Source organism: Bradyrhizobium sp. SZCCHNRI2009, assembly GCF_032485115.1.
Taxonomy (GTDB): Bacteria; Pseudomonadota; Alphaproteobacteria; order Rhizobiales; family Xanthobacteraceae; genus Bradyrhizobium.
Window position 1 is genome coordinate 13,117 of the sequence record NZ_JAUEUH010000003.1, and the last position, 20,676, is coordinate 33,792.

10 protein-coding genes are annotated in these 20,676 nt (G+C 62.7%); all 10 read right to left on the bottom strand.

What is annotated here, in order from left to right; translation table 11 throughout:
• Nucleotides 1-55: 55 nt before the first annotated feature.
• The 10 genes from QX041_RS12125 to QX041_RS12170 all read right to left on the bottom strand — a co-directional run bounded on the left by QX041_RS12125 (nt 56) and on the right by QX041_RS12170 (nt 19,466).
• Nucleotides 56-991, bottom strand: coding sequence for a DUF2493 domain-containing protein (locus QX041_RS12125; protein ID WP_316165467.1), 936 nt, complete (start codon nt 989-991; stop codon nt 56-58).
• Nucleotides 992-1,331: 340 nt separating this feature from the next.
• A complete protein-coding gene (locus QX041_RS12130) occupies nt 1,332-2,384 on the bottom strand; it encodes a toprim domain-containing protein (protein WP_316165470.1) in 1,053 nt (350 codons plus the stop codon).
• On the bottom strand, nt 2,384-6,691 hold the full coding sequence (locus QX041_RS12135; protein ID WP_316165472.1) for a strawberry notch-like NTP hydrolase domain-containing protein: 4,308 nt from the start codon (nt 6,689-6,691) through the stop codon (nt 2,384-2,386). Before QX041_RS12135 ends, QX041_RS12130 begins: the two co-directional genes overlap by 1 nt.
• A 205-nt stretch (nt 6,692-6,896) precedes the next feature.
• The gene (locus tag QX041_RS12140; RefSeq protein WP_316165473.1) at nt 6,897-9,020 is read right to left on the bottom strand and encodes a ParB/RepB/Spo0J family partition protein; all 2,124 of its coding nucleotides are present in this window, start codon (nt 9,018-9,020) and stop codon (nt 6,897-6,899) included.
• A gap of 110 nt (nt 9,021-9,130) precedes the next feature.
• Entirely contained in the window at nt 9,131-10,087 is a 957-nt protein-coding gene (locus tag QX041_RS12145; RefSeq protein WP_316165474.1) for an ArdC family protein, read from the bottom strand.
• A gap of 218 nt (nt 10,088-10,305) precedes the next feature.
• Nucleotides 10,306-11,229, bottom strand: coding sequence for an exonuclease domain-containing protein (locus QX041_RS12150; RefSeq protein WP_316165476.1), 924 nt, complete (start codon nt 11,227-11,229; stop codon nt 10,306-10,308).
• Complete coding sequence (locus tag QX041_RS12155) at nt 11,205-12,464, bottom strand: hypothetical protein (protein WP_316165477.1); 1,260 nt, start codon at nt 12,462-12,464, stop codon at nt 11,205-11,207. Before QX041_RS12155 ends, QX041_RS12150 begins: the two co-directional genes overlap by 25 nt.
• Nucleotides 12,465-12,851: 387 nt before the next feature.
• On the bottom strand, nt 12,852-14,081 hold the full coding sequence (locus QX041_RS12160; protein WP_316165478.1) for an autotransporter outer membrane beta-barrel domain-containing protein: 1,230 nt from the start codon (nt 14,079-14,081) through the stop codon (nt 12,852-12,854).
• 265 nt (nt 14,082-14,346) lie between these two features.
• Nucleotides 14,347-16,032 carry a recombinase family protein gene (locus QX041_RS12165; protein WP_316165480.1) on the bottom strand — a complete coding sequence of 562 codons (1,686 nt, stop codon included), beginning with the start codon at nt 16,030-16,032 and terminating at the stop codon, nt 14,347-14,349.
• Between the two features lie 383 nt (nt 16,033-16,415).
• Complete coding sequence (locus QX041_RS12170; protein WP_316165481.1) at nt 16,416-19,466, bottom strand: DEAD/DEAH box helicase; 3,051 nt, start codon at nt 19,464-19,466, stop codon at nt 16,416-16,418.
• Nucleotides 19,467-20,676 lie beyond the last annotated feature (1,210 nt).

A 20,676-nucleotide genomic window follows, 5' to 3' on the forward strand; every position in this document is an offset into this window, starting at 1 on the left:
GGATGTCGCCGCAGCCGCTTGGACGAACGCAAAGGACCTGCACAGTTGACGGCGCTCACGCGCCGCCTTGCCCGAAGGTCCAGACGGGAATGCCTAGGCGGCGAGCCTTGTCAGCGAGATTGCCTTGGATCCCGGAGCCCGGGAAGACCATGGCGCCGATCGGCAGCGTCGCCAGCATGGCGTCATTGCGCTTGAAGGGGGCGGCCTTATTGTGTCTTGTCCAATCGGGCTTGAACGCGATCTGCGGCACCTTGCGGTTCGATGCCCATTTGCTAGCGATCAGCTCGGCCCCCTTCGGCGAGCCGCCATGCAGGAGGACCATGTCGGGATGCTTGGCATGGACCTTGTCGAGACGATCCCAGATGAGTGCGACGTCATTGAAGTCCGGTCCGCCGGTCAGCGCGATCTTGGGGCCTGGCGGCAGCATGACCTCCGTCTCAGCCCGATGCTTGGCAGCAAGGAAATCGCGGGAGTCGATCATGGCCGCCGTCAGCGTGCGATGGCTGACCTGCGATCCCGAGCGCGGCCGCCACGGCGATCGCGTATGGAGCTCGAAGGCCTCGGCGGCCAGATCGCGGAACAGCTCCATGGCGTTGCGACGCTCGACCAGTGACAGTCCTTCCGACGTCAGGCGCTCGAGCTCGACCGAGCGCACCTCCGAGCCGTTCTGCTCGCGCTGACTCGAGCGCTGCGCCTGCTCGTTGTCGTCGAGCTCGCGCTCGATGCGCATCGTGGCACGGTGGAACAGGTTGACCGTTGACCACAAGAGCTCCTTCAGCTCAGGCTCGAGGCGCGTCTCCGAGAGCGTCGCGACCAGGGCGTCGAAGATATCGGCGACCGCGCCGGCGATGCCCCTGCCTTCAGGGAGCGGCCGAGGATCAAGCTCATCGTCGAAGGGGCGGTAGCCGTACAGCTGGAGTTCGGTCAGGGCGTTGTCGATGCTCGACTGCGCATCGTGCGGCTCACGCATCTCGTCTTGCTGGTCGGACATGGGGACCTCGTCTATGTTCGGTGACCGCGTCGATCGCGGCCTTCCATGGCGATCTCCAAGACGGCGGGAGGACCGGACCAGAACCCGCTGATCCCTTCGAGCAGCGGGCCGGAGCGACAGCGGAGGATGGCGGTGTGCGCGGCTATTTTGCCTCGCGATGCAAAGGCCCGCCTGCGGGCCGGCGGAAAATGGCCACGCACCGCCATTGCCGGACCGGACCGCCTGCCGTCCGATCGCCTCTCAGAAGGCCCCGGCGCGGCTCTCTGACGCCCTGACGAGATCCTCTTGTCCCGACAATGTGCGGCGAGCGCCGAACGACTCTCCAGCGCCGAGCCGACGTTTAGGTCGCAGCCGCGCTCACGAAGCGCTCGGCATCTTCGGGCAGCAGCTGATGACGCAAGACGTCCAGGAGCTTGGCTGTCCCTAAAACGCGTAGGTCTTCGTTGAAGTCGTCCAGGCGAGGGCATAATGCGATCGCCTCGATACCGGCGTCCAGCGCGCGTGTCGTCAACGTCTCTGCCGCGGCGATACCAGCAGCATCAGCATCGACGGCGACATAGATCCGGCGCAGCGTGGCCGGCCACAGCAGATTCGCCAGATGGTTGGCCGAGAGCGCAGCAGCAACCGGCAAGGTCGGCAGCACCGTCCGCAACGACAGCATGGTCTCGATGCCCTCGCCGGCCGCAAGCACGTCCTTGGCGGTCCCGAAGCGCACGGCATGCCCAAGCAGATCGCCCATCGCCCGCCGCGGCGTGTCGATTGGCGCCTTGCCAAGCCTGCGATCGTCGAAGCCATCGGGATCCAGCCAGGTGCGATGAACCCCGGTGATGCGCCCCTCGAGGTCCGTCACAGCGGCAATCAGCGCGGGCCATGTCTGGACATCGGTGGCATCGTCCGGCCGATAGTAGCAACGTGGATGAAAACGTAGACCATCAGTGCCCGCGCGCGGGTCGATACCGCGATGAGCAAGATAGGCCTCGCCGCGCGTTCCAGACAGCGGCTGCCCCATCGCAAACAGCCGGCGAGCCGCTCTGGCGGAGTCGCGGGGGCGCACGGCATTCACAGCACCGACTGGAGGCTTGCGTTCCCAGTCCGGCAGCTTCAGAAAACGGCGCGCCTCCCCGGCAACCTCGTGAAAGCTGCTCAGGCCACAAACCGAGCCGATGACGTCGAGCAGATCGCCATGCTCCCCGGTCGCAGCATCCGTCCATTTGCCGGCCGGCCCCTTCGACGAGGCGTGCAATCGCACGAACAATGATCGGCCCGGCGTGTTGTTGACATCACCGACCAACCAGTAGCGTCCCTGACGTCTGCCGTTGGACAGATAGTGACGGCACACCGCCTCGGCCTCACGCGCAAGGCGGCGCGCCAGTTCAGACGCGTCGTCTGACATCACGACAGCTCCCGCCCGCGGACCTCAGCAATTGGAAACCGCTCCAGAACGCTGGCTAGGATCGCCGGGCCGCCTGCATCGGTGGGTACGAACATCCGCAGCCTCCACGAGATGATGTCGCTGAACAGCCCGTAGGCCCTGAGACAATCCCGTAAGCCCGCAGGAAAGCCCAAGAGCTCGATCCGGTTGGCGCCCATGACGCGCACCCTCCGCAGCTGCAAGCCCTCATGAAGATCGAGTACATAGCCGTCACGCAGCACGGATGTGAACGCGTCATCGGGAGCGAGCGAAGGTCGCTCGGTCGACGCTGCGGTGACCCAACTGAGTGGCACCTTGCGGCCGATGATGCGCTCGCCCGCATCGGTCTGGAGCCGGTAGACCCGCGCGGACTCCTGAGGGAGGCGCTTCCAGATCGGCAGCAGAAGCCCTGTGACGAGGTAGATCGTGGTGGTCGTGAACTCCGGAATGGATGCGAGCTCCGCACTCCAGCCGGCCTTGAACTGCTCGCGGTCTGTCTCGGCCCAATCATGCTCGGCCAGCCTGGCGAGCGGTAGAGTCTGGCGTCGCATCGGTCCGATCAGATGGACGCGCTGCTCGATCTCGCCATCGTCGAGCAACCAGCTCGGCGCCGGCACCTGGATCGCCGCTCGCCCCGAGCGGACATGGGTCACGGGAACAGCGCGGCGTTGCAGCAGCCGCTCCAAGGCCTCGTTCAGCGGCATCGGCCGGTTGCGGTCACGCTGGGCGATGGTGACGAGATGAGTCTCGGCACCTGTTGCCAGATGGGTGTTGATGGTGCGCCGCTCCATGACGACGAAGCTTTCTGCACGCAGCGTCTCCAGACCGGCATCGAAAGTCCCGGATGCGATCGCGCCCTCGATCCGCGCCGCGAGCAACTGCTCGAACACCGTGAACAGGATGTTCTGCAGCTCGATGGTCAGCGCCAGCAGCCGGTTCAGGAATGTCGTGATCGGCGGCAGCTGGTCGCGAAGGCCGTTCTCGTCCGTGAGCTTCAATCCCGTGGCCTGCTCGAACCGCTGCAGCGAACAGCTCCCCAATTGCCCACGGGCGAGCAGCCCATAGAACTGACGCAGGGCATCGCGGGCGTGCGGGCCTTCGAGATTGTCCTCCGCCCGGAACAGTCCCTGTCCGCCGGTCTGGCGCTGGCCACGGGTGATCGCGCCCAACGTGTCGAGCCGGCGCGCGATCGTCGACAGGAAGCGCTTCTCGGCTTTCACGTCGGTGGCGATAGGGCGAAAGAGCGGTGGCTGCGCCTGGTTGGTGCGATTGGTCCGGCCAAGCCCCTGGATCGCGGCATCCGCCTTCCAGCCTGGCTCCAGTAGATAATGCACCCGCAGCCGCTTGTTCGTCGCCGAGAGCTCGGCGTGGTAGCTGCGGCCTGTGCCGCCGGCATCCGAGAACACCAGGATGCGCTTCCTATCATCCATGAACGCTGCGGCCTCAGCGAGGTTGGCAGAGGTCGCCCTCGTCTCGACCACCATCCGATCGCGGACGCGGACGATCCGTCTCGACCTGCCCGTGACCTCAGCGACCATGTCCGTGCTGAAGCGCTGAACGATCTGGTCGAGCGCACCCGGCACCGGGGCGAGCGAAGCGAGATGTTCGATCATCTGATCGCGGCGAGCGACCGCTTCGCGGCTCTCGACCGGCCGGCCATCGCGAGTGACCGGACGCGACAACAGATTGCCTTCGCCATCGGTGAACGGCTCGTAGAGCTGGACCGGGAAGGAATGGGCGAGATAATCGAGGACATATTCGCGCGGCGTGATGTCGACCTGGACGTCGCCCCACTCCTCGGTCGGGATCTCGGCCAGCCGGCGCTCCATCAGGGCTTCACCTGTGGAGACGATCTGGACGACCGCGGCGTGGCCAGCATCGAGATCGCGCTTGATCGCCTGAATCAGCGTCGGCGTCTTCATCGAAGTCAGGAGGTGCCCGAAGAAGCGCTGCTTGGCCGACTCAAAGGCCGAGCGCGCGGCCGATTTGGCCTGGGCGTTGAGCGTGCCGGTTGCGCCGGTGATGTTGGTCGCCTGCATCGCGGCCTCGAGATTGTTGTGAATGACCGCGAACGCCTCGGCATAGGCGTCATAGATCCTGACCTGCTCGTCCGTGAGCCGGTGCTCGAGCGGCTCGTATTCGACGCCCTCGAAGGACAGCGAGCGCGCCGCATAAAGCCCGAGGGCCTTGAGATCGCGCGCCATCACCTCCATGGCCGCGACGCCGCCCTGCTCGATCGCCGCCACGAAGTCCGCCCGCGTCGCAAACGGGAAATCCGCGCCGCCCCACGGTCCCAGCCTCTGGGCATAAGCCAGATTGTGAACGGTGGTCGCGCCTGTCGCCGAGACGTAGACGATGCGGGCATTGGGCAGCGCATGCTGCAACCGCAATCCGGCGCGGCCCTGCTGTGAAGCCGCCTGATCGCCCCGATCGCCCTTGTGGCCTGCGGCGTTCTGCATCGCATGGCTCTCGTCGAAGATGATCACGCCATCGAAATTCCGTCCCACCCAGTCGACGATCTGGCGCACGCGGGAAAGCTTCTCGGCCTTCTCGTCGGTCCGCAGCGTGGCGTAGGTCGTGAAAAGGATGGCCTCATCGAGCCGGATCGGCGCCCCCTGGCGGAAGTGCGACAGCGGCGTGACCTGAAGCCGCTCCATACCGAGCGCTGCCCAGTCGCGCTGCGCGTCCTCGATCAGCTTGTCGGACCTGCTGATCCAGACCGCCCGGCGCCGGCCCTTCAGCCAATTGTCGAGCAGGATGCCGGCGACCTGGCGACCTTTTCCGGCGCCCGTGCCATCACCGAGGAACCAGCCGCGCCGGAAGCGGACCGCCGTCTCCGTGTCCTCGCCGACCGCACGGACCTGATCGAAGGTCTCGTCGACCGTCCAAAAGCCGGCGAGGAATCCACCATGCGCTTCGCCGGCAAAGATGAGACTCTCGAGCTGCGCGCCGGACAGCACGCCTTCAGTGACGATCCTGGCCGGAAGATGCGGCCGATAGGACGGCTTTGGCGGTGCGACGGAGGCCATCGCCGCCGACTGCACGAGCTTCGTGGGATGAGGCTGCACGCCCGGAATCCGGATCGACTGCAACTGATACGTCTCATAGAGCGCGTCAGTCAGGCGAGTTCCTTCGTCGGAGACCTCATCCACGATGTCGTAGGCAAGCTCGCAGCCCTCAGGCTCACTGGAAGTCGGCAACGGAGAGGAGCATGCGGGATCCAGATCCCGTCTCGAACGAATTTTTGCACGCTGACCCACCTGAGCGACAAACCGGCTGGCCATCGGCGGCCGCGGTGGCACGAGCGCCGTGATCCAGCCGAGCAAGGTCCTGACATCAGGTGCCACCCCGGCAGATTGCGGAAACACACGAGCGTCCGGAGCTGGGCGCTTGTCGATCACGAGCATCCGTGTGGCGGTCGTCGTGCCCTGCCGCGCATAGACAGTGCCATCGATCGCCGCGGAGAACACCAGACGACCGCGCTCCTGCAGATGCACGAAGGCATCCGTCCAGGTCGGATTGTCGGGCGCAAGGCCGGCGGCCGTGATTGCGACCAGTCGCCCACCGTCTCCAAGCCGTGCGAGGGCCGAAGACACATGGCGCAACGCCGTATCGGCCAGCGGACGGTCCACACTCGCGGTCGCCGAGAACGGGGGATTCATCAGAACCACGCTTGGAACGAAGGCCGCATCGAGATGATCATCGATCTGCGCGGCGTCGAAGCGGGTCACGGTCAGACCCGCGAACACCAGATCGAGCAAGGCTGCGCGACTTGCAGCGAGCTCATTGAGCAGAAGCGAGCCGCCAGCAAGCTCCGCAAAGACGGCCAGGATTCCTGTCCCCGCCGATGGCTCGAGCACCCGATCGACCGAAGTCACTTGCGCCGCCGCGGCCGCAGCGAACGCCAATGGCAGCGGGGTCGAGAACTGCTGAAGACTCTGGCTCTCGAGTGAGCGCCTGGTGTGGCTCGGCAGTAGGGCCGCGACCTTTGCGACCATCGGCAGCATGGCCGGGGGAGTGCCTTTGCTGGCCTTGATCATCGCTGGACCGTGCTTGACGAGGAATAGGACAGAGGCGATCTCACAGGCGTCGTAGGCCGTCTTCCAATCCCAGCTTCCATCGGCGTCACTGGCGCCAAATGCGGTCTGCATGGCCAGGCGCAGGCACCTGGCATCGATCCGCTCGCCCCGGGTAAGGCTTGGCAGCAGCAGCTCGGCTGCACGAAGGACGGCCTTGGCGCGCGCAAGCAGCGCGAAGGGCGCAGCCGGACAGTTCGTCTCGGTGATCATGTCGAGGAACCTTCAAGGAGAGCGGAACACGGAAGAGCTCCGCCGAACGCTCTCTCCGGTCCGGCGGACTCAATCGCGCTGCTCCGCCTCTCTCACTCTCGAGCTGCTCGACGCGACAGTGACCTCCATGAAAAAAGCCCGGCCGATCTGACCGGGCTTGCACTTCGGTTTCTTCAGGTTGGGATCGGCCGCGAAGGCAAGCTGATCATTCCGCGGCAACGATCTCCTCCACGTCATCAGCGCCTCCCGTCGCCTCCTCATCCTCACTGAGGAACGCCGGCAGGCTAGCGGAATCGACGCCATCGACCGCCCGCGTTACCTCGGCATCCGCGCCACGCAGCGGCTCGGGCAACCAGCGACTGCCTTCGAGCAACCGCTCGGCTTCGCGCGCCATATCCGGTTTCCTCAGATGCTCGATGAGCTGCGCCGACGCTTCGCCCTTCGCTTCTCGCACGGCCTGCAGGATGCGGTGCTTGGTGACGCGACCGAGATAGTTGGCGGCAGTTGGCTTCCAGCCGGCGCTGATCATGTCGAGCCCGACGGCGCGCGACAGATGGTCGGCCTGTCGGAGGCGCCCGCGGACGCCATGGGCGGACAGGCGGCCTTGATGCACGCGGTTGGCCGGCTCAAAGATCGCGTTCACCGCATGCGCGGCGCAATGGGCGAACAGCTCTGCCTGGGCCGCTCCGTCCATCGTCGTCAACGCTGCCCAGAGGTCCTTGTCGTTGGCCGGCAGCTTCGCCTTCCAGGCCGCATGACGCGCGGCGATCGCCTTTGCCGGAGCGCTGTCCTGCAGGCCCGGCGGCTGCGCCGGGAAGCTCGGGGTGCGCAGCGAGATCTCCAGGCAGTAGAAGACTGACCCGTAGGGATAGAAGGCCGCGAGCACGAAGGTGTGCAGCACCGCCTTGAAGGCGATGGATGGCTCTCGGCCGAGTGCCTCACGAAGGGCGAGCGTGCGATACGCCGAGAGCTCGCTGATCAACCGGTCGGGGAGCGGCCGCTCGACATCCTCCGCGTCGGCGGGCGCTTCCTGCTCGCCGTGACCGATGACGATTGTCGCCGCCGGCACCCCGCCCTCCATATCCGGAATGGCGGTCGCAGTGCCCCTGTCGTGACTAGCTTCGGTCTCCGGCTCATCTTCCGACACCACGGCCTCATCCTCGGGTCGGACGAAACCGCGGGCGACGCGCAGTCGGCCTTCCGAGTCGATGCTGACGAACGCGCCAGCGCGCGCCATCTCGGCTGCATCGAAAATCATCGGCCGCTCGTCAAAGGACTGCAGCGCCGCCTCGATCTCACCGAGACGCTGATCGATATCCTCAGGCAGTTCATCGGCCTGACCGTGTTCGGCCTCGAGCCTGGCCTGCTCAGTCCGCAGCGCTTCCATGGTCGCCCGCTCGTCGGCGGTGAGCTCTGCCGGCTGCCCATGAAGCTCGCGCAAGCCATGAGTATGCCCGAAAGGGAAGTCGACGGCGGCCGCGATCCACTTCCAGCCCTCAAGGCCAATCCGCTCCGCTTCCGCCTTCAGCTTCTCCGCCACGAGCCGGTCCAACAGCGCGACATCGTGGAGCCAGCCGCCATCGTCGGCCTCGAACAGATCCCGCAGCACAGCGCCACCGGCCGTCTCGTAGGCAGCCAGCCCTATGAACTGGACCCTGCGGTCGAACGCCCGAACCGTCTGCTCGGTGAGCTGCCGCCGGATCTGGTAGGGCGTATCGCCGCCGGAACGGCTGACCTTGTCCCAGACCTCCTGTTGGCGTGCATGATCCGACGTCACCGAAAACGCCATCAGCTGCTCCAGGGTCATGCCGTCGGCGGCATACACGTCCTGAAGCGCCGGCGAGACCGCGGCCAGCCGCAGCCGCTGCTTGACGACCGCAACGGTCACGAAGTGCCGCGCCGCGATCTCCTCCTCTCCCATGCCGCCGTCACGCAGGGCCTGGAACGCCTGAAATTGATCCAGGGGATGCAGGCCGACACGCTGGTCGTTCTCGGCGAGCGAGTCGTCCAGGGCCGAACCGGAATCGCGCACCACGCAAGGCACAGCTTGCGTTTTCGCCATTCGCTTCTGCTTCACCAGGAGCTCCAGCGCCCGGTAGCGCCTGCCGCCCGCGGGCACTTCGAACATCCCGGTCTCCCTGCCCTCGGCATCGAGGACAGCCCGAACGTTCAGGCTTTGCAGCAGCGTCCGCTCGGCGATGCTCTCGGCCAGTTGCTCGATCGAAACGCCGCCCTTGATCCGGCGCACGTTGGACTGGCTGAGCACGAGCTTGTTGAAAGGAATGTCGCGCGATGGCGACAGCGTGATCTTGTGAGCGGCCTTGGTCATGTCTTCGTTCTCCACGACGGGCGGCCCGGAGCCTCTCTCTCAGGCCTTCAACCCGTCGCAGAGCACCTCTCGCCCTCTCCCTCTCCTCTGTTCTCCCAAGCGTGCAGGGTTCACGCGGGTACGCGATCCGGAGCGCTCGGCTGAGCGAGGCCAGCAGCACTCGGTGCAAAGCCGAGGAGATAGTCGGCCACGCGGCTCGCCTGGCTTGCCGCCCGGACAATGGCGCGACTATCCTCGCGCAGGACGTCGAGCCAGAAGCCGAGATAGTCGGCATGGCGCACGGTCGGCACGATGCCGAGCGCGGCGCAGCTGAAGGCGGCTGCGATCTCGGCGATCAGCTCCTCGAAGGCGTATTTGCGGCTGCCGAACCGACCCGAGAGATCCCGATTCAGCCGCGAGGCATGACCGCTCGCATGGGCGAGCTCATGCAAAGCGGTGCGGTACCAGTTGATCGGCTCGAAGAACGCCGCTGGCAGTGGCACCTGCACGAAATCTTCGCCTGGCGCATAGAACGCACGATCACCCCCGATCCGGAAGTCGACGCCGCTGTTGACAATCAGGGTCTCGACCACAGGCTCCATGACACCCGGCGGCGGAAGCGGTGCCACGGTTGCGATATCATCTGGCAGACCATCGCATTGGTCGGTGTTGAATACAGTAAACCGCTTCAGGAACGGAATGGCTTGCGCCTCCTCGCCGACCTCGCGGGCACGCTGCCGTTCATCCGATGGCACAAAGCGGTCGGCGTAGACGACAGAGACGCCGCGCTCGCCCTTGCGGACATGACCGCCAAGCGAGAGAGCTTGCCGGAAGGTCAACCAGCTCTGGCCCGTCAACCCGCGCTCGATGACTGCCCCCCAGAGGATGAGAACGTTGATCCCCGAGTACGGCCGACCCGTAGCCCCATTCCGTGGCAAGGCCAGCTGAGCCTTCGCCGCTTGCGTCCCCCATGGCCGGACCCAGGGCACCCGGCCAGCCTCCAGCTCACCGATGATCTTGCTCGTGATCTCTTCATAGAGGCTCGCCCGGCTCTCGCCGGCGCGCGCACCAAGTCTCCGTCCCTGCATCGCGGATCTCCGCGACGGGCGCGGCGGAACCCTCTCGCCACTTCCAACCCGTCACGGCCAACCCGGCTGCACTCTTGCTCTCAACGAGCTTCACGCCCATCCAGGGCGGACGGCTCATGAATTCCCTCCGGAGCTTCCGGGAGGACATCGCCGTTTGACGTCCACCGGGATGATGAGCTGTAGGCGTGTATTGCCTCTCTGGGGACAGCGCCGCATCTTTAAGCGGCCTGTTCCTCCGCCAGCGGGCCCTCACTTTCGCGCTTCCTGTTGATCAGATTGAGCAGCTGGCCGGCAGCCTTCGCATCGCAGAGTGCGCGATGATGGCTCTCGAGTTCGATGTCGTAGATCTGGCACAGATTTCCGAGCCCGTAGGACTTATGGCCGGGATATCGCCGTCGCATTCCGGCGCAGGTGCAAAGCTTTGGAAAGCGGAACTTTCGATCGAGACGGCTGAACTCGTAAGCGATAAAGCCATAGTCGAAATTGACGTTGTGCGCGACGAAGACGCCGTCACCCATGAATTCGAGAAAGCTGTCTGCAACAGATGCGAAAACCGGAGCATCGCGAACCATCTCGTTTGTGATGCCCGTGAGCCGGGTGATATTTGCAGGAATGGGACGCTGAGGATTGAGCAGTGAGTGCCACTCATCGACAACCTGATGATTGCGGATCTTGACCGCGCCAATCTCGGTTATGCGGTCGCCAGAGGCCCAGCTCCCGGTCGTCTCGATATCGACAACAATGTAATCCTGCCCGGGGTCGAAGCAAAACTCGACCCTGCAGATCTCGGCCTGGAGCCCGGCTGATTGCAGTTGCCGCAGGCGGGTGAGCTGATTGCGGCGGATGACGTCACCCTCTGCCTTGATCTCCACGAATGAGACCGCGCCATCGCGAAGCAGCATCAGATCAGGGAATCCGTCGCGCATAGCGCGGAAATCCTCGCACATCGCGTGCAAGATCGCGGCAACCCCGTGAGGGCTGGCGTGATCGAGAAGCGTACGGACAGCCTCGATCTGAAAGCGATCCCAGTTGAAGATGCCATTGGGCCGCCCCCAGCGCGCAGCGAGCGCACGCAGGATCAGCGGAAGGGCATCACCCGATCGGACGGCGGCAAGCTTCACGTCCACCTGGGCCTTGAACAATCGGATGAACGTGCGATCTTTGAGACATTGAGGGACCCAGTCGAAGCCGCTGTGCAATTGACCGGATTCGAACAGCTCGTCCCAGAACAGAGGCCGAACAGGGTGTGCCACAATGCGTTCTCGGCAAAGTATACCTGACTGCCCTGACGGCGCATGACCCCAGCGACACCGGCCTCCGGGTTGCCCCGATGTGTGTCGTCGACCGCGACGACGCGCCCCGAGCGCAGGAGTTCGGTGCAAAGCCCCGTTCGCTGACCGCCAAACTTGCGCGCATAGAAGTCGACCGCAAAAACGTGCTCTTCGTCGCTCGCCGGATCATCAATGATCCGGCGCAGAAGCGCTTCAGATTCGCTTTTCGCGCCCAGACTGTAGTGAAGGCGCACGAGGCGCTCGCGGCATTCGGGGGACGAACCGGCACGATAAAGTTGAAGCGCGAGCGCAGTATCGGCGCCCTTCTCGAAGAACTGGCCAAGCTTGAAGGCCGCGCGGCTTCTCAGATCCTGAGCGTAATCTGTCGGACCTGGCGGTCCGCCGAGCAGGTCGACCACTCCCTGGCGATAGATCGCCTCGGCTTCGGTTTCGAGTTGGTCGAGCAGGCTACTATAGTGAAAGCAGGCGTGGGCTTCATCGCCATCCGCAAAGCGTGCACTGAACGAGGTCGCACTGTTGGTGCGCATGATGCCGAGATCGCGTAGCGCGAAGGTCTTGAGATCCCGCTCCGTCTTGCCAAAATAGAGATAGAGCAGAAATTCGATCGGCCTCGTGTTGTGAAGCGCGATGAAGTTTTTCCCGCCACAATGCTGAGCAGCGACCTCAAAAGGAACATTGGCGAGAAAGTATTCGATGAGCTTGGACTTCGACCAGGATTTACGAATATCGGATCTTCCGGATGCATGCGCCGCCGTCACAAGGGTGTCTTTGGGCAAGCATGTTACGAAAGCGGCGTAATCGTCGACCTGCAGAACACGAGCATGGGCGCTGGCAAGCAGATGCCGAGCCGCGGCTTCAACATCTGCAATCTCTGGATATTTGAAGAGCGTGCGATTGAAGATCGCTCCCCGCCGATTGACCATGCGGACAAGAAGGCATTGTGCATCCCTGGGAAGACCGTCAAATTGCTCGATGAAGACATGGTGCTCCGAGGTCAGGACAGCACCGTAAGTCTTCTTCACGAAGCCGAGCATCTCCGTGAAATGATCGAGATAGTAATAGACAGGAAGAACTTGCGGCTTCATCCGGGGCGCTCTTTTCATGCCTTCTGTTGCGCAGCGTAGCGCGGTTCAGCCCTTCAAGCCTTCTGAGGTGAGGGTGGGCATTGGGCTCTCTTGACGGTGCGGCCACCCCGTTCTATTTTTGTTCTTTCCTGCCCCGATTTGTCAAGTGAGTGCCCGCTTGAGCCTTCGCCGTCATCGTGCGAATGCGCGCCCCTCCTGATCGACGGACTCATCGAGGAATCTGCATTGGAATGACTAAAAGGCGCGCCCGATTTTCATCTCGAGGCGAGCCGAGCACGACCCCTAGTCGAAGGATCGTGAGCTTCCGCAGAGATATGACTCTGTCCCACTCGTTCCCGATGATCTCGCCGCTCGTGATGATCCTCATCGATTCTTGCGATATCGCGGTCACCAGACATAGCGCATGGAGGCTCTACCGGAATAGGAACGTGTGGTGCTCGAGAACTCTCCATCGAGGGTGGCAGCCGCGGACCAGCCATTGCTCCAATGTCGTTCGAGACCCAGAGTGGTCAACGCAGCGTCCGGCGCCGGCTGCGCGCCGCTGACGGTAAAGCTTGCCCCCGGCAGCGATTGGAAAGTTGCAGCGACGCTGCGATCCGGGTTGAAGTCATGAGCCCACGCGATACGGCCTCGCCAGTTGAGCACGCCATCCTTGTCCCCCAAGGACAAGCCGGTCCGAAGTCCTATTTCGGTCCGATAGTCTGTCACCCGCTTGGCGGAATAGCTCAGGGCGAATACCGAGGCGCCAGCGACCGACTGCTCGGCGTATTGGGGCAGATCAAGATGGGCGGCCTGGCCTGCTGCATAGGGCGTCAGACTGAAATTGCGGATCAAGGGCACCGACAGGCGATAGCCGGCTTCAACGCGTCCGGAGTAGGCGTTCGCTTTGAACGACGCCTTCAACCGATCGACACCGGCTATAGTGCGATCTGTCGTTACATCCTGCCAACCGTAAGCCAAGGCTGCGCTCAGATAGGCCGGCCCTTGGACGTGTCGAACATAGGCACCAGCCTGAAACAGATCAGATCTCCCTGTTCCGAGGGCGTTGACACTAAAACCTGTGCCGCCACCCGCGAGAGCGAATCCCGCGATCGTGGCCGGCGTCAATGCGTACTCTGCCCCGACCGCAGTCCCGTAGATCCGGCTGGTGGAGTGAGCTGATCCGGCTCCGGCGCTTCCATCCGTCGACTGCGACCCGCCAAATCCGTCAACCCAAACACTCCAGCGCGGCTCGAGCGATTCTGGTTGCCTGCTCATCGACGCAAAGGCGTTCCCCGCCGGCCGGCTCGGTGTCCTGCCAGCCTCGGCATAGGCCAGCGGGGCAACTTCGCCAACGCCGTCGCGCCCGGCCTGACCGTGATCCCCGAGCAGGCTGACAAACTGCCCCATCGCATTGAACGTGGCCTGCTGCGGAGCTGACGCGAGCTCTCCCGATACTTGGGTCAGTCCCGAAGGCGAAAGTGTGCCAAACACGAGCGGAATACTGCCCGTCGTATCGAAGAACCGCGTCAGTGCGTTGGCAACATTCCGCTGGTTCGCGGACAGGCCGCCACCGTAGTTCGGCGCGCTTGCCGGAACGAAATCAAGGGTGGCCGCCGAATTCCTCGCGTCGGACATGCCGGGCAACCGTCCCCGACTCGGCCTGCCCTCCAAGCCGGAAAATCGGGTGCCTCCCTGAGTGTGTCGCCACTGTTTCGCATAAACCGAATTTTATTTGCACCGTCGGGCAAATCAGTGGTTCATTGGATGCCGGCTTAACTTTGGGAGACAACGATGGCCGAACAATCACCTTCGACGTCCGACCTTGTTCACATCTCGAAATTGAACGGCGACTTTCGACGGAACTACGGGTCGCTCCTTGGAGCGTATCTCTACCTGCGTTCTATCGACGCTGTGCGTCAGCGCCCTTTCCGTTGGATGGGGATCGCTTCACTAGTCGGGTCCGCTGTCGCCGCCGTGATCGCGCGATACGGCTCTCTTTGGTGACCAGGCGAACCACTAACCGGGCAAGCTCGACTTCCGTTTTGAGGTAGGTGACGCCGTGGTCGGCACGCCCATTCTCACGGAATCTGATCATGTTGCTGTCATTCGAAGCCGTTGGCATCACGATGTAGTCGAGAATGGATTCATTGTGCTCACTCAGCCGGATTGCCACGATCCATCCGGCCGGTAGACGTCGGCAAGAAACTGTCCAGAAGGGAGAAAATCCCGGGCGGGCTCCAGCTGTCCAATAGGCGACCCGAAAAAAAATCTGCTGCCGTTCATCGACAATCAGGTGCTGCTCAGGAACACCTACGAGGGTCCAACGGCTCTTGATACTCTGGAGGGCTACGTGACATCCCTCCTTTTGCAGCTGCTGGCAAATGCGTCCCGCGAGGGCCGAGAGTGGCTCAACCCAACTCCGACGAACGTCGATGTACTCGCAGCGTCGTTGCGACTGATATCCGATCAGCCTGTAGGCATTTCGCAGAGTCCCGAAATGGTCAATAAAGGTTCGGGCTGACGGGAGGTCCACCGTTGCGTTGATGATCGTCGGCGTGAGACGGCCCTCCTTCTTCAAGGTTCGCTTCAAACGGAGCAACATCTCCTCTTCGCTAACGTCAACGCGCCTCTCTTTCACGATTTTCTGGACAGTAAGAAAGACGTCCTCTGTAATGATGCGCTCAAAGCACCGCTCAGAGCGGATCCATAGGTTCGCGGGGTTGTTGATCCGCACGCCGCCGAGCTTTTTCGACTGCCTGTTGTAAACCAAGTTACCGATGTAGTTTTCGTTTCGCAGCATACGGCTGATCGTGGGTGCCCTCCACGCCTTCCCTCGGCACAAAATCCCTTCGCGGTTGAGTTCTCTGGCGATTGCCTTCTCAGATTTGACCTGAAGGAAGCGTGCGAAGATCCGCTTCACAACGCTGATCTCGTGTGCATCGCCAGGCCGCAGACGAATATGATCCGTCTGGAGATACTTTCGCTCTCCCCTGTCCATGATCTTCTTCGGCTCGAGGCGCTCGTTGACCAAAACACGCTCGAGGCCGTAGCTAACGGGTCCGCCAGGCAGAAAGCCGAGTCCAACGAAACGACAAATGCCCGTATGCACCTTGACCGACAGTTCGCGGCTATATTCGGCCGCCATAACCCTCTTCAGATTTTTGACAATGTTAGAGAGCATGCTGCCGTCATTGTCGAACTGCTCAGCGCAATAGCTGACTCTGATCCCCACCTGCTTGCAGATGAACTCGTAGTGTGCGGCTTCGTCGACGTCCTGGAAACGGCCCCACCGGCTGATGTCATAGACCAGTATATGGTCAAAGTCGGCCCGCCTGTTGCTGACGTCTTCAATCAGCTTGGCAAGCCCCGGCCTGTTCTTGATCTTGAGACCGCTCTCGCCATGATCCGCATAGGTCTTGACGATCGAAAGCCCGTGGGCGTGGGCATAGGCAGCAATCACCGCAGCCTGATTCTGGATCGAGTAGCGCTGATAGTCCGTCGACATGCGAACGTATTGCGCTGCACGTCCGTTTGGTGATTGCGGAAGGTGGGTCTCGCGGACGACGAGCGCATTGACCATCATCATGCCCCAGCAGCTTCGTCAGCATCAAACGCTCGTTTTGGCTAGCTGACAAGACCGGCTGCAGCCATGATAAGGCGCGCCGCTGGAAGGTCCATCATCGCTCTTCCGCTGTGAGCGAATAGATCCGAGCCGCGGCGCTCTCTCACAATTTGGCGCGGCTCGGGGAAACAACATGCCTTGATCATCATCCGACGACCGCAGATTCAGCAAGACGAAAATGGATTGATTGACTGGAAGCTGGATGGGTTCCGCTTGTCAATGATGCCCGAATAGCCGGCTGCCGCGCAAAGGAACCAAGGAGCGCCTCGAACGATAGGGAGCGGCTTCAAAATCCAAGCACCCTCGTCGCGGCGCCGAGCATCAGAAAACTACCGAAGTGCCGCCCGCTATTCGTCCAACAGATCCAAAAACTGTTCGATTTGTTGCAACACAGGCTCGCTGCTCCGCCCGGGATAGATGATCCGATTGCCATCGCGCTGCAGCAATTGGGAGCACGACCTCCGGATCCGTCCTGGCAGCAGCATGGCCGCAATTGCGTCCGGTCCCACGTCGAGACGCATGATCCCGCGTTCTCTGCAAATCAACCTGAGCTTGGCAATTGCGAAGAAGTTGCTGGCCGGCGGCGGCAGCATACCGAAGCGGCGCTGCGTTTCATCCTCCAGCTCCTCCAGCTCATCATCGGTCCGGCACCGAGAGGCGCGAGCGTAGATCTCGAGCCTGACTGCTTCGGACTGCACATAGTTCGACGGAAGAAGCTCCGCGATCGGCAGGTTCAACTCCGGAATCCAGAGAGCGGACATCCCGTCTCGATCGCCCTCAAGAGTCAGGGTCAGAAGATGGCCGTAGAGAGTTGGGCCAAACACCTGCACATGACCGGACTGACGATCCGAGAGCATGTCTCCGCCGCCGCGGAGATCGAGATCGCGTGCGCTGATCGCGAAGCCTGCGCCCGGGCGGTTCAGCTCCTCCAGAACGGACAGGCGCTTTTCCGATCGGCCAGAGCCGCCGTCCGTCAAAAAATGCGCAAATGCACGGATGCCGCCGCGCCCCACCCGGCCGCGGAGCTGATGCAATTGCGCGAGGCCAAATCTTTCCGGCCAACACACGACGATGGTGTTGGCTCGCGGGATGTCGAGACCGCTTTCCACGATGTTGGTCGCGAGCAAGACGTCCGCTTCGCCTTCAACGAAAGCCATCAGCCTCTCGTCGATCTCGTCGGCAGACAGCTTGCCGTGAAGCGAAATGATCCGCAGTTCAGGCGCCAGCGTGTGGATCCGAATAAGCATCGGGTCCAGATCCTGAATCCTCGGGCAGACCACAAAGCTCTGGCCATTGCGTTGGTGCTCGCGGACCAGGGCAGCCGCGATCGCGATGTCCGACAAGGGAGCCACTTTGGTCACGACCGGAACACGATGAACCGGAGGCGTTGCAATGACGCTGAGATCCCGCAGGCCCGTCAAGCCGGCCGCAAGCGTACGCGGAATGGGCGTCGCACTCATCCAGAGCCGGTGACCGTTCTTGTTGAGGCTCGACAGCATGGCTTTGTCAGCTGCCCCGAAATGCTGCTCTTCGTCGACGATGACGAGCCCTAGATCGGCAAATTTGACCTCCTTCGATGCCAGCGAAAGCGTCCCAACGACGACCTTGAGCTCACCGCTTTTCAGTCCCTCTCGCACCTTGCGCGCCTCGGCCGTCGACGCGACCCGCGACAGATCTCCGACCTCGATGCCGAGCGTCGCAAAGCGCTTGCGGAACGTCTCCACATGCTGTCGAGCCAACACGGTCGTGGGGACCACGATAGCGACCTGTCTTCCCGACAGGACGGTAGCTGCCGCTGTGCGCAACGCCACCTCGGTCTTGCCGAAGCCAACGTCACCGCAGACGATCCGGTCCATCGGGTGCCCCGACGCAAGGTCGTCCAGAACGTCGCGGATGGCCTTGGCCTGATCGGGCGTAGTGAAATAGGGAAACCGCGCGACGAATTTCTCATAGCTCGCAGGCCGCGGCACAAGCTTCGGTGCTGGCCGCCGCCGGCGCTGGCTCCGCTGCTTCGCGAGCTCCTTGGCGACGACATGAATCTCGGTCTCGGCAGCCGCTCTCCGCGGCCGCCATGTACTTCCATCAGCCCTGTCGAGAGAAGTATCCCCGAGCTCAGCCGCGTACGGCCAGATCAGGGCCAACTCCGCAAGAGGCACGAGAACGGCATCGTTTCCGGCGAACACCAGCCGGACCATCTCACGTGCAGAGACCCCTCCACTGCCCATCGACCGCAATCCGCCGAGCCGGGCCAATCCACGCTGCAGATGAACGACCACCGATCCAAGCTCGGGCAGATCAACGGCTTCGAAGCCAGGTGTCCAAGCCCAGTTCGCGGGTTGCGGCTGATGGGCCCTGCTGCCGAGAACGTCGGACGCGGTGATGACGACAACTGGCTTCCGCCCCGGAACGACGAAGCCGGCGTCGAAGCCCGCCAGCAAGGCGGCTTCTCGCCTGCCCCTCGCAGTTGCCTGCGCCCAATCAGCGGCACATTCGGCTTTGACCCCGCTCATCCGCGCCATCAGGCGCAGATCCGCTTCGGCTGCGGCAGCAAACACCACACGCGCGTCACCGCGCTGGGCTTCGTCGACAAAGGTGCGCAGCGCCTTCCGGGGCGCGGCTTCCTTGAAGAACTCCGGCGTTGCCCGGTATGGCGCTGTCGGCGACAGCAGAGCGATCCTTTTCACCGCCTGGTCCCACTCGCGGCGGCTCACATACGCTCGATCACGCTCGGCGCGAGGAGCCGCGTCCTCAATCGTGCTCAGCCAAGTGTCTGCGTGCTTGGGCACCTCGGCATCTGCGACCCAATTGGCTCGCGTGCAGTACTCGAACAGGCTGGCCTTGTTCCGAGCTCGTTCCTTGAACGCCAGCCGCTCGGACATCGGATCGATCTGAAGCTCCTTGAGCTCGGAGATCACTTGCTGATTTAGCGGATTGAATGCGGCAATCCGTCGTATCCTGCCTGCAGAATGCTCGACCCTGATAGGGCCGCGCGCACCGGCCGGAAAAATCTCGAACGTGTTGCCGTGAAACAGCGCCCCGCCCGGATAGTCTGGGCTATCGTCCAGGTCGTAGCCAAGGCTCTCAAAGCGAGCCTGAAGATGCTGTTCGGAATAGGCGCCGCCGATCCTAAGCAACATGCCAACACGCGGCCAATCAGCCGTGAGGGGCAACCGTTCCATCATCGCTTCTGCTGTGGTGACGAGCAGAATCGACTTCTTCGCAGTCGCAAGGCGCCTCAACACGGAATTGCGCCTGCCGGCAATGTCACGTGACGGCTCGAGCACATCGAATGGCAGGGTGTTCAGTCGCGGATAAACGAGCACATCACAGGTCGGCTCAAGAGCCTGAATGATGGAGGCCAAACGCTCGGCCCTACGCTCATTCTCGGCGAGAAACACGAGACCGCCTCGACCGGATTCTTGCCATTGTTCCATGAGGTGCAGCGCCAAGAGTCCGAGAGGCGATGCGGAGGACACGGCAAACCTCGCGACCGCTGCCTTGTTAGGCGCGCCCAATATCGTCTTGCGCGGAGCCGGCTTCTCTGGTGCGGCGGATTGCTTTGGTGAAGTCGTTTTCCGCTGCACCGAGCTGCGGGACGTACGAAGGATAGAAGGCAAAGATATCGGCTCGCGAGTTATTGGGACCACCGAGCGGAAAGCCGGCGAATCTATTGACGCTTAGCGGATTCGGACGCTCAAGGGCACCCCAGAATCTGGATTGCATTGTCGTGTCCAACTCGAAGTTGGATGTGTCACCAAGCAGCATCATCGCGTATCATGCGATGTCCACTCTCCGGGCCGAGCGTCTACAGCCAATGTCCTCAGGATCTGCAGTGCGTCAGGCGAGCAATTTCCGCTGATTGGACGCGCGCCGACAGCGATTCGATCTTGGCTCAGTGAAGATTGATAGGTTTCACAGTCTCTGCTGGCCACCAGCATGTTGAACGAGCGTCTGACACATCGCTGATCGATCAGCCGGAGCGGAGCGAGGGCAGAGAAAGGCACCCGCAGGAGGGTCAGCATAGCGGCCGCTGCGCCAGCGGCGGGACCCGGGACCGAGTGCAGTCGCGAGACCGGTTAACAAGGCACCCGCGTTTGGGGCAGTGATAGCGATGCCGCGAAGCGGCAGCCCCTAACGCGAGAGCCTCCGGCGAGCGACACCAAGACCGTCGAACGGGCTACCCGTCCTGTCCTTTTTGCTCACGCCGCAGCAAACCAGCAATGCCCCCCACGGAGACGCCAGTTGCCGACGATAGAAGCAGGAAGGGCTCTCCTCCGCATGTTTCGGAAGAGCCGTACTCGGGCTGCGCTGTCAAGCCGGCCATTGTAGTCGCACATAGGAATACCTGAAAGCCGGGCCGGAGGTTACGCCGAATATCTCCGGACCTTGAACGGGCGATTGAATCGCAGAGCCGCTCATGTCCAAACGTGATAATTTCGAGGTGATGGATGGCGATCTATGTAGTCGGCCACGTCTGGGCGACATTTCTGCGTGGTCAACTCGCCAGCCCCGCTTGTGCTCGAAAACCGACCTGATTCTACGCCACCGTATCCGAAGCACATACCGAAGCATTGTCGCTCTTCCAAATTCGTATGGAGGCAAATTGAC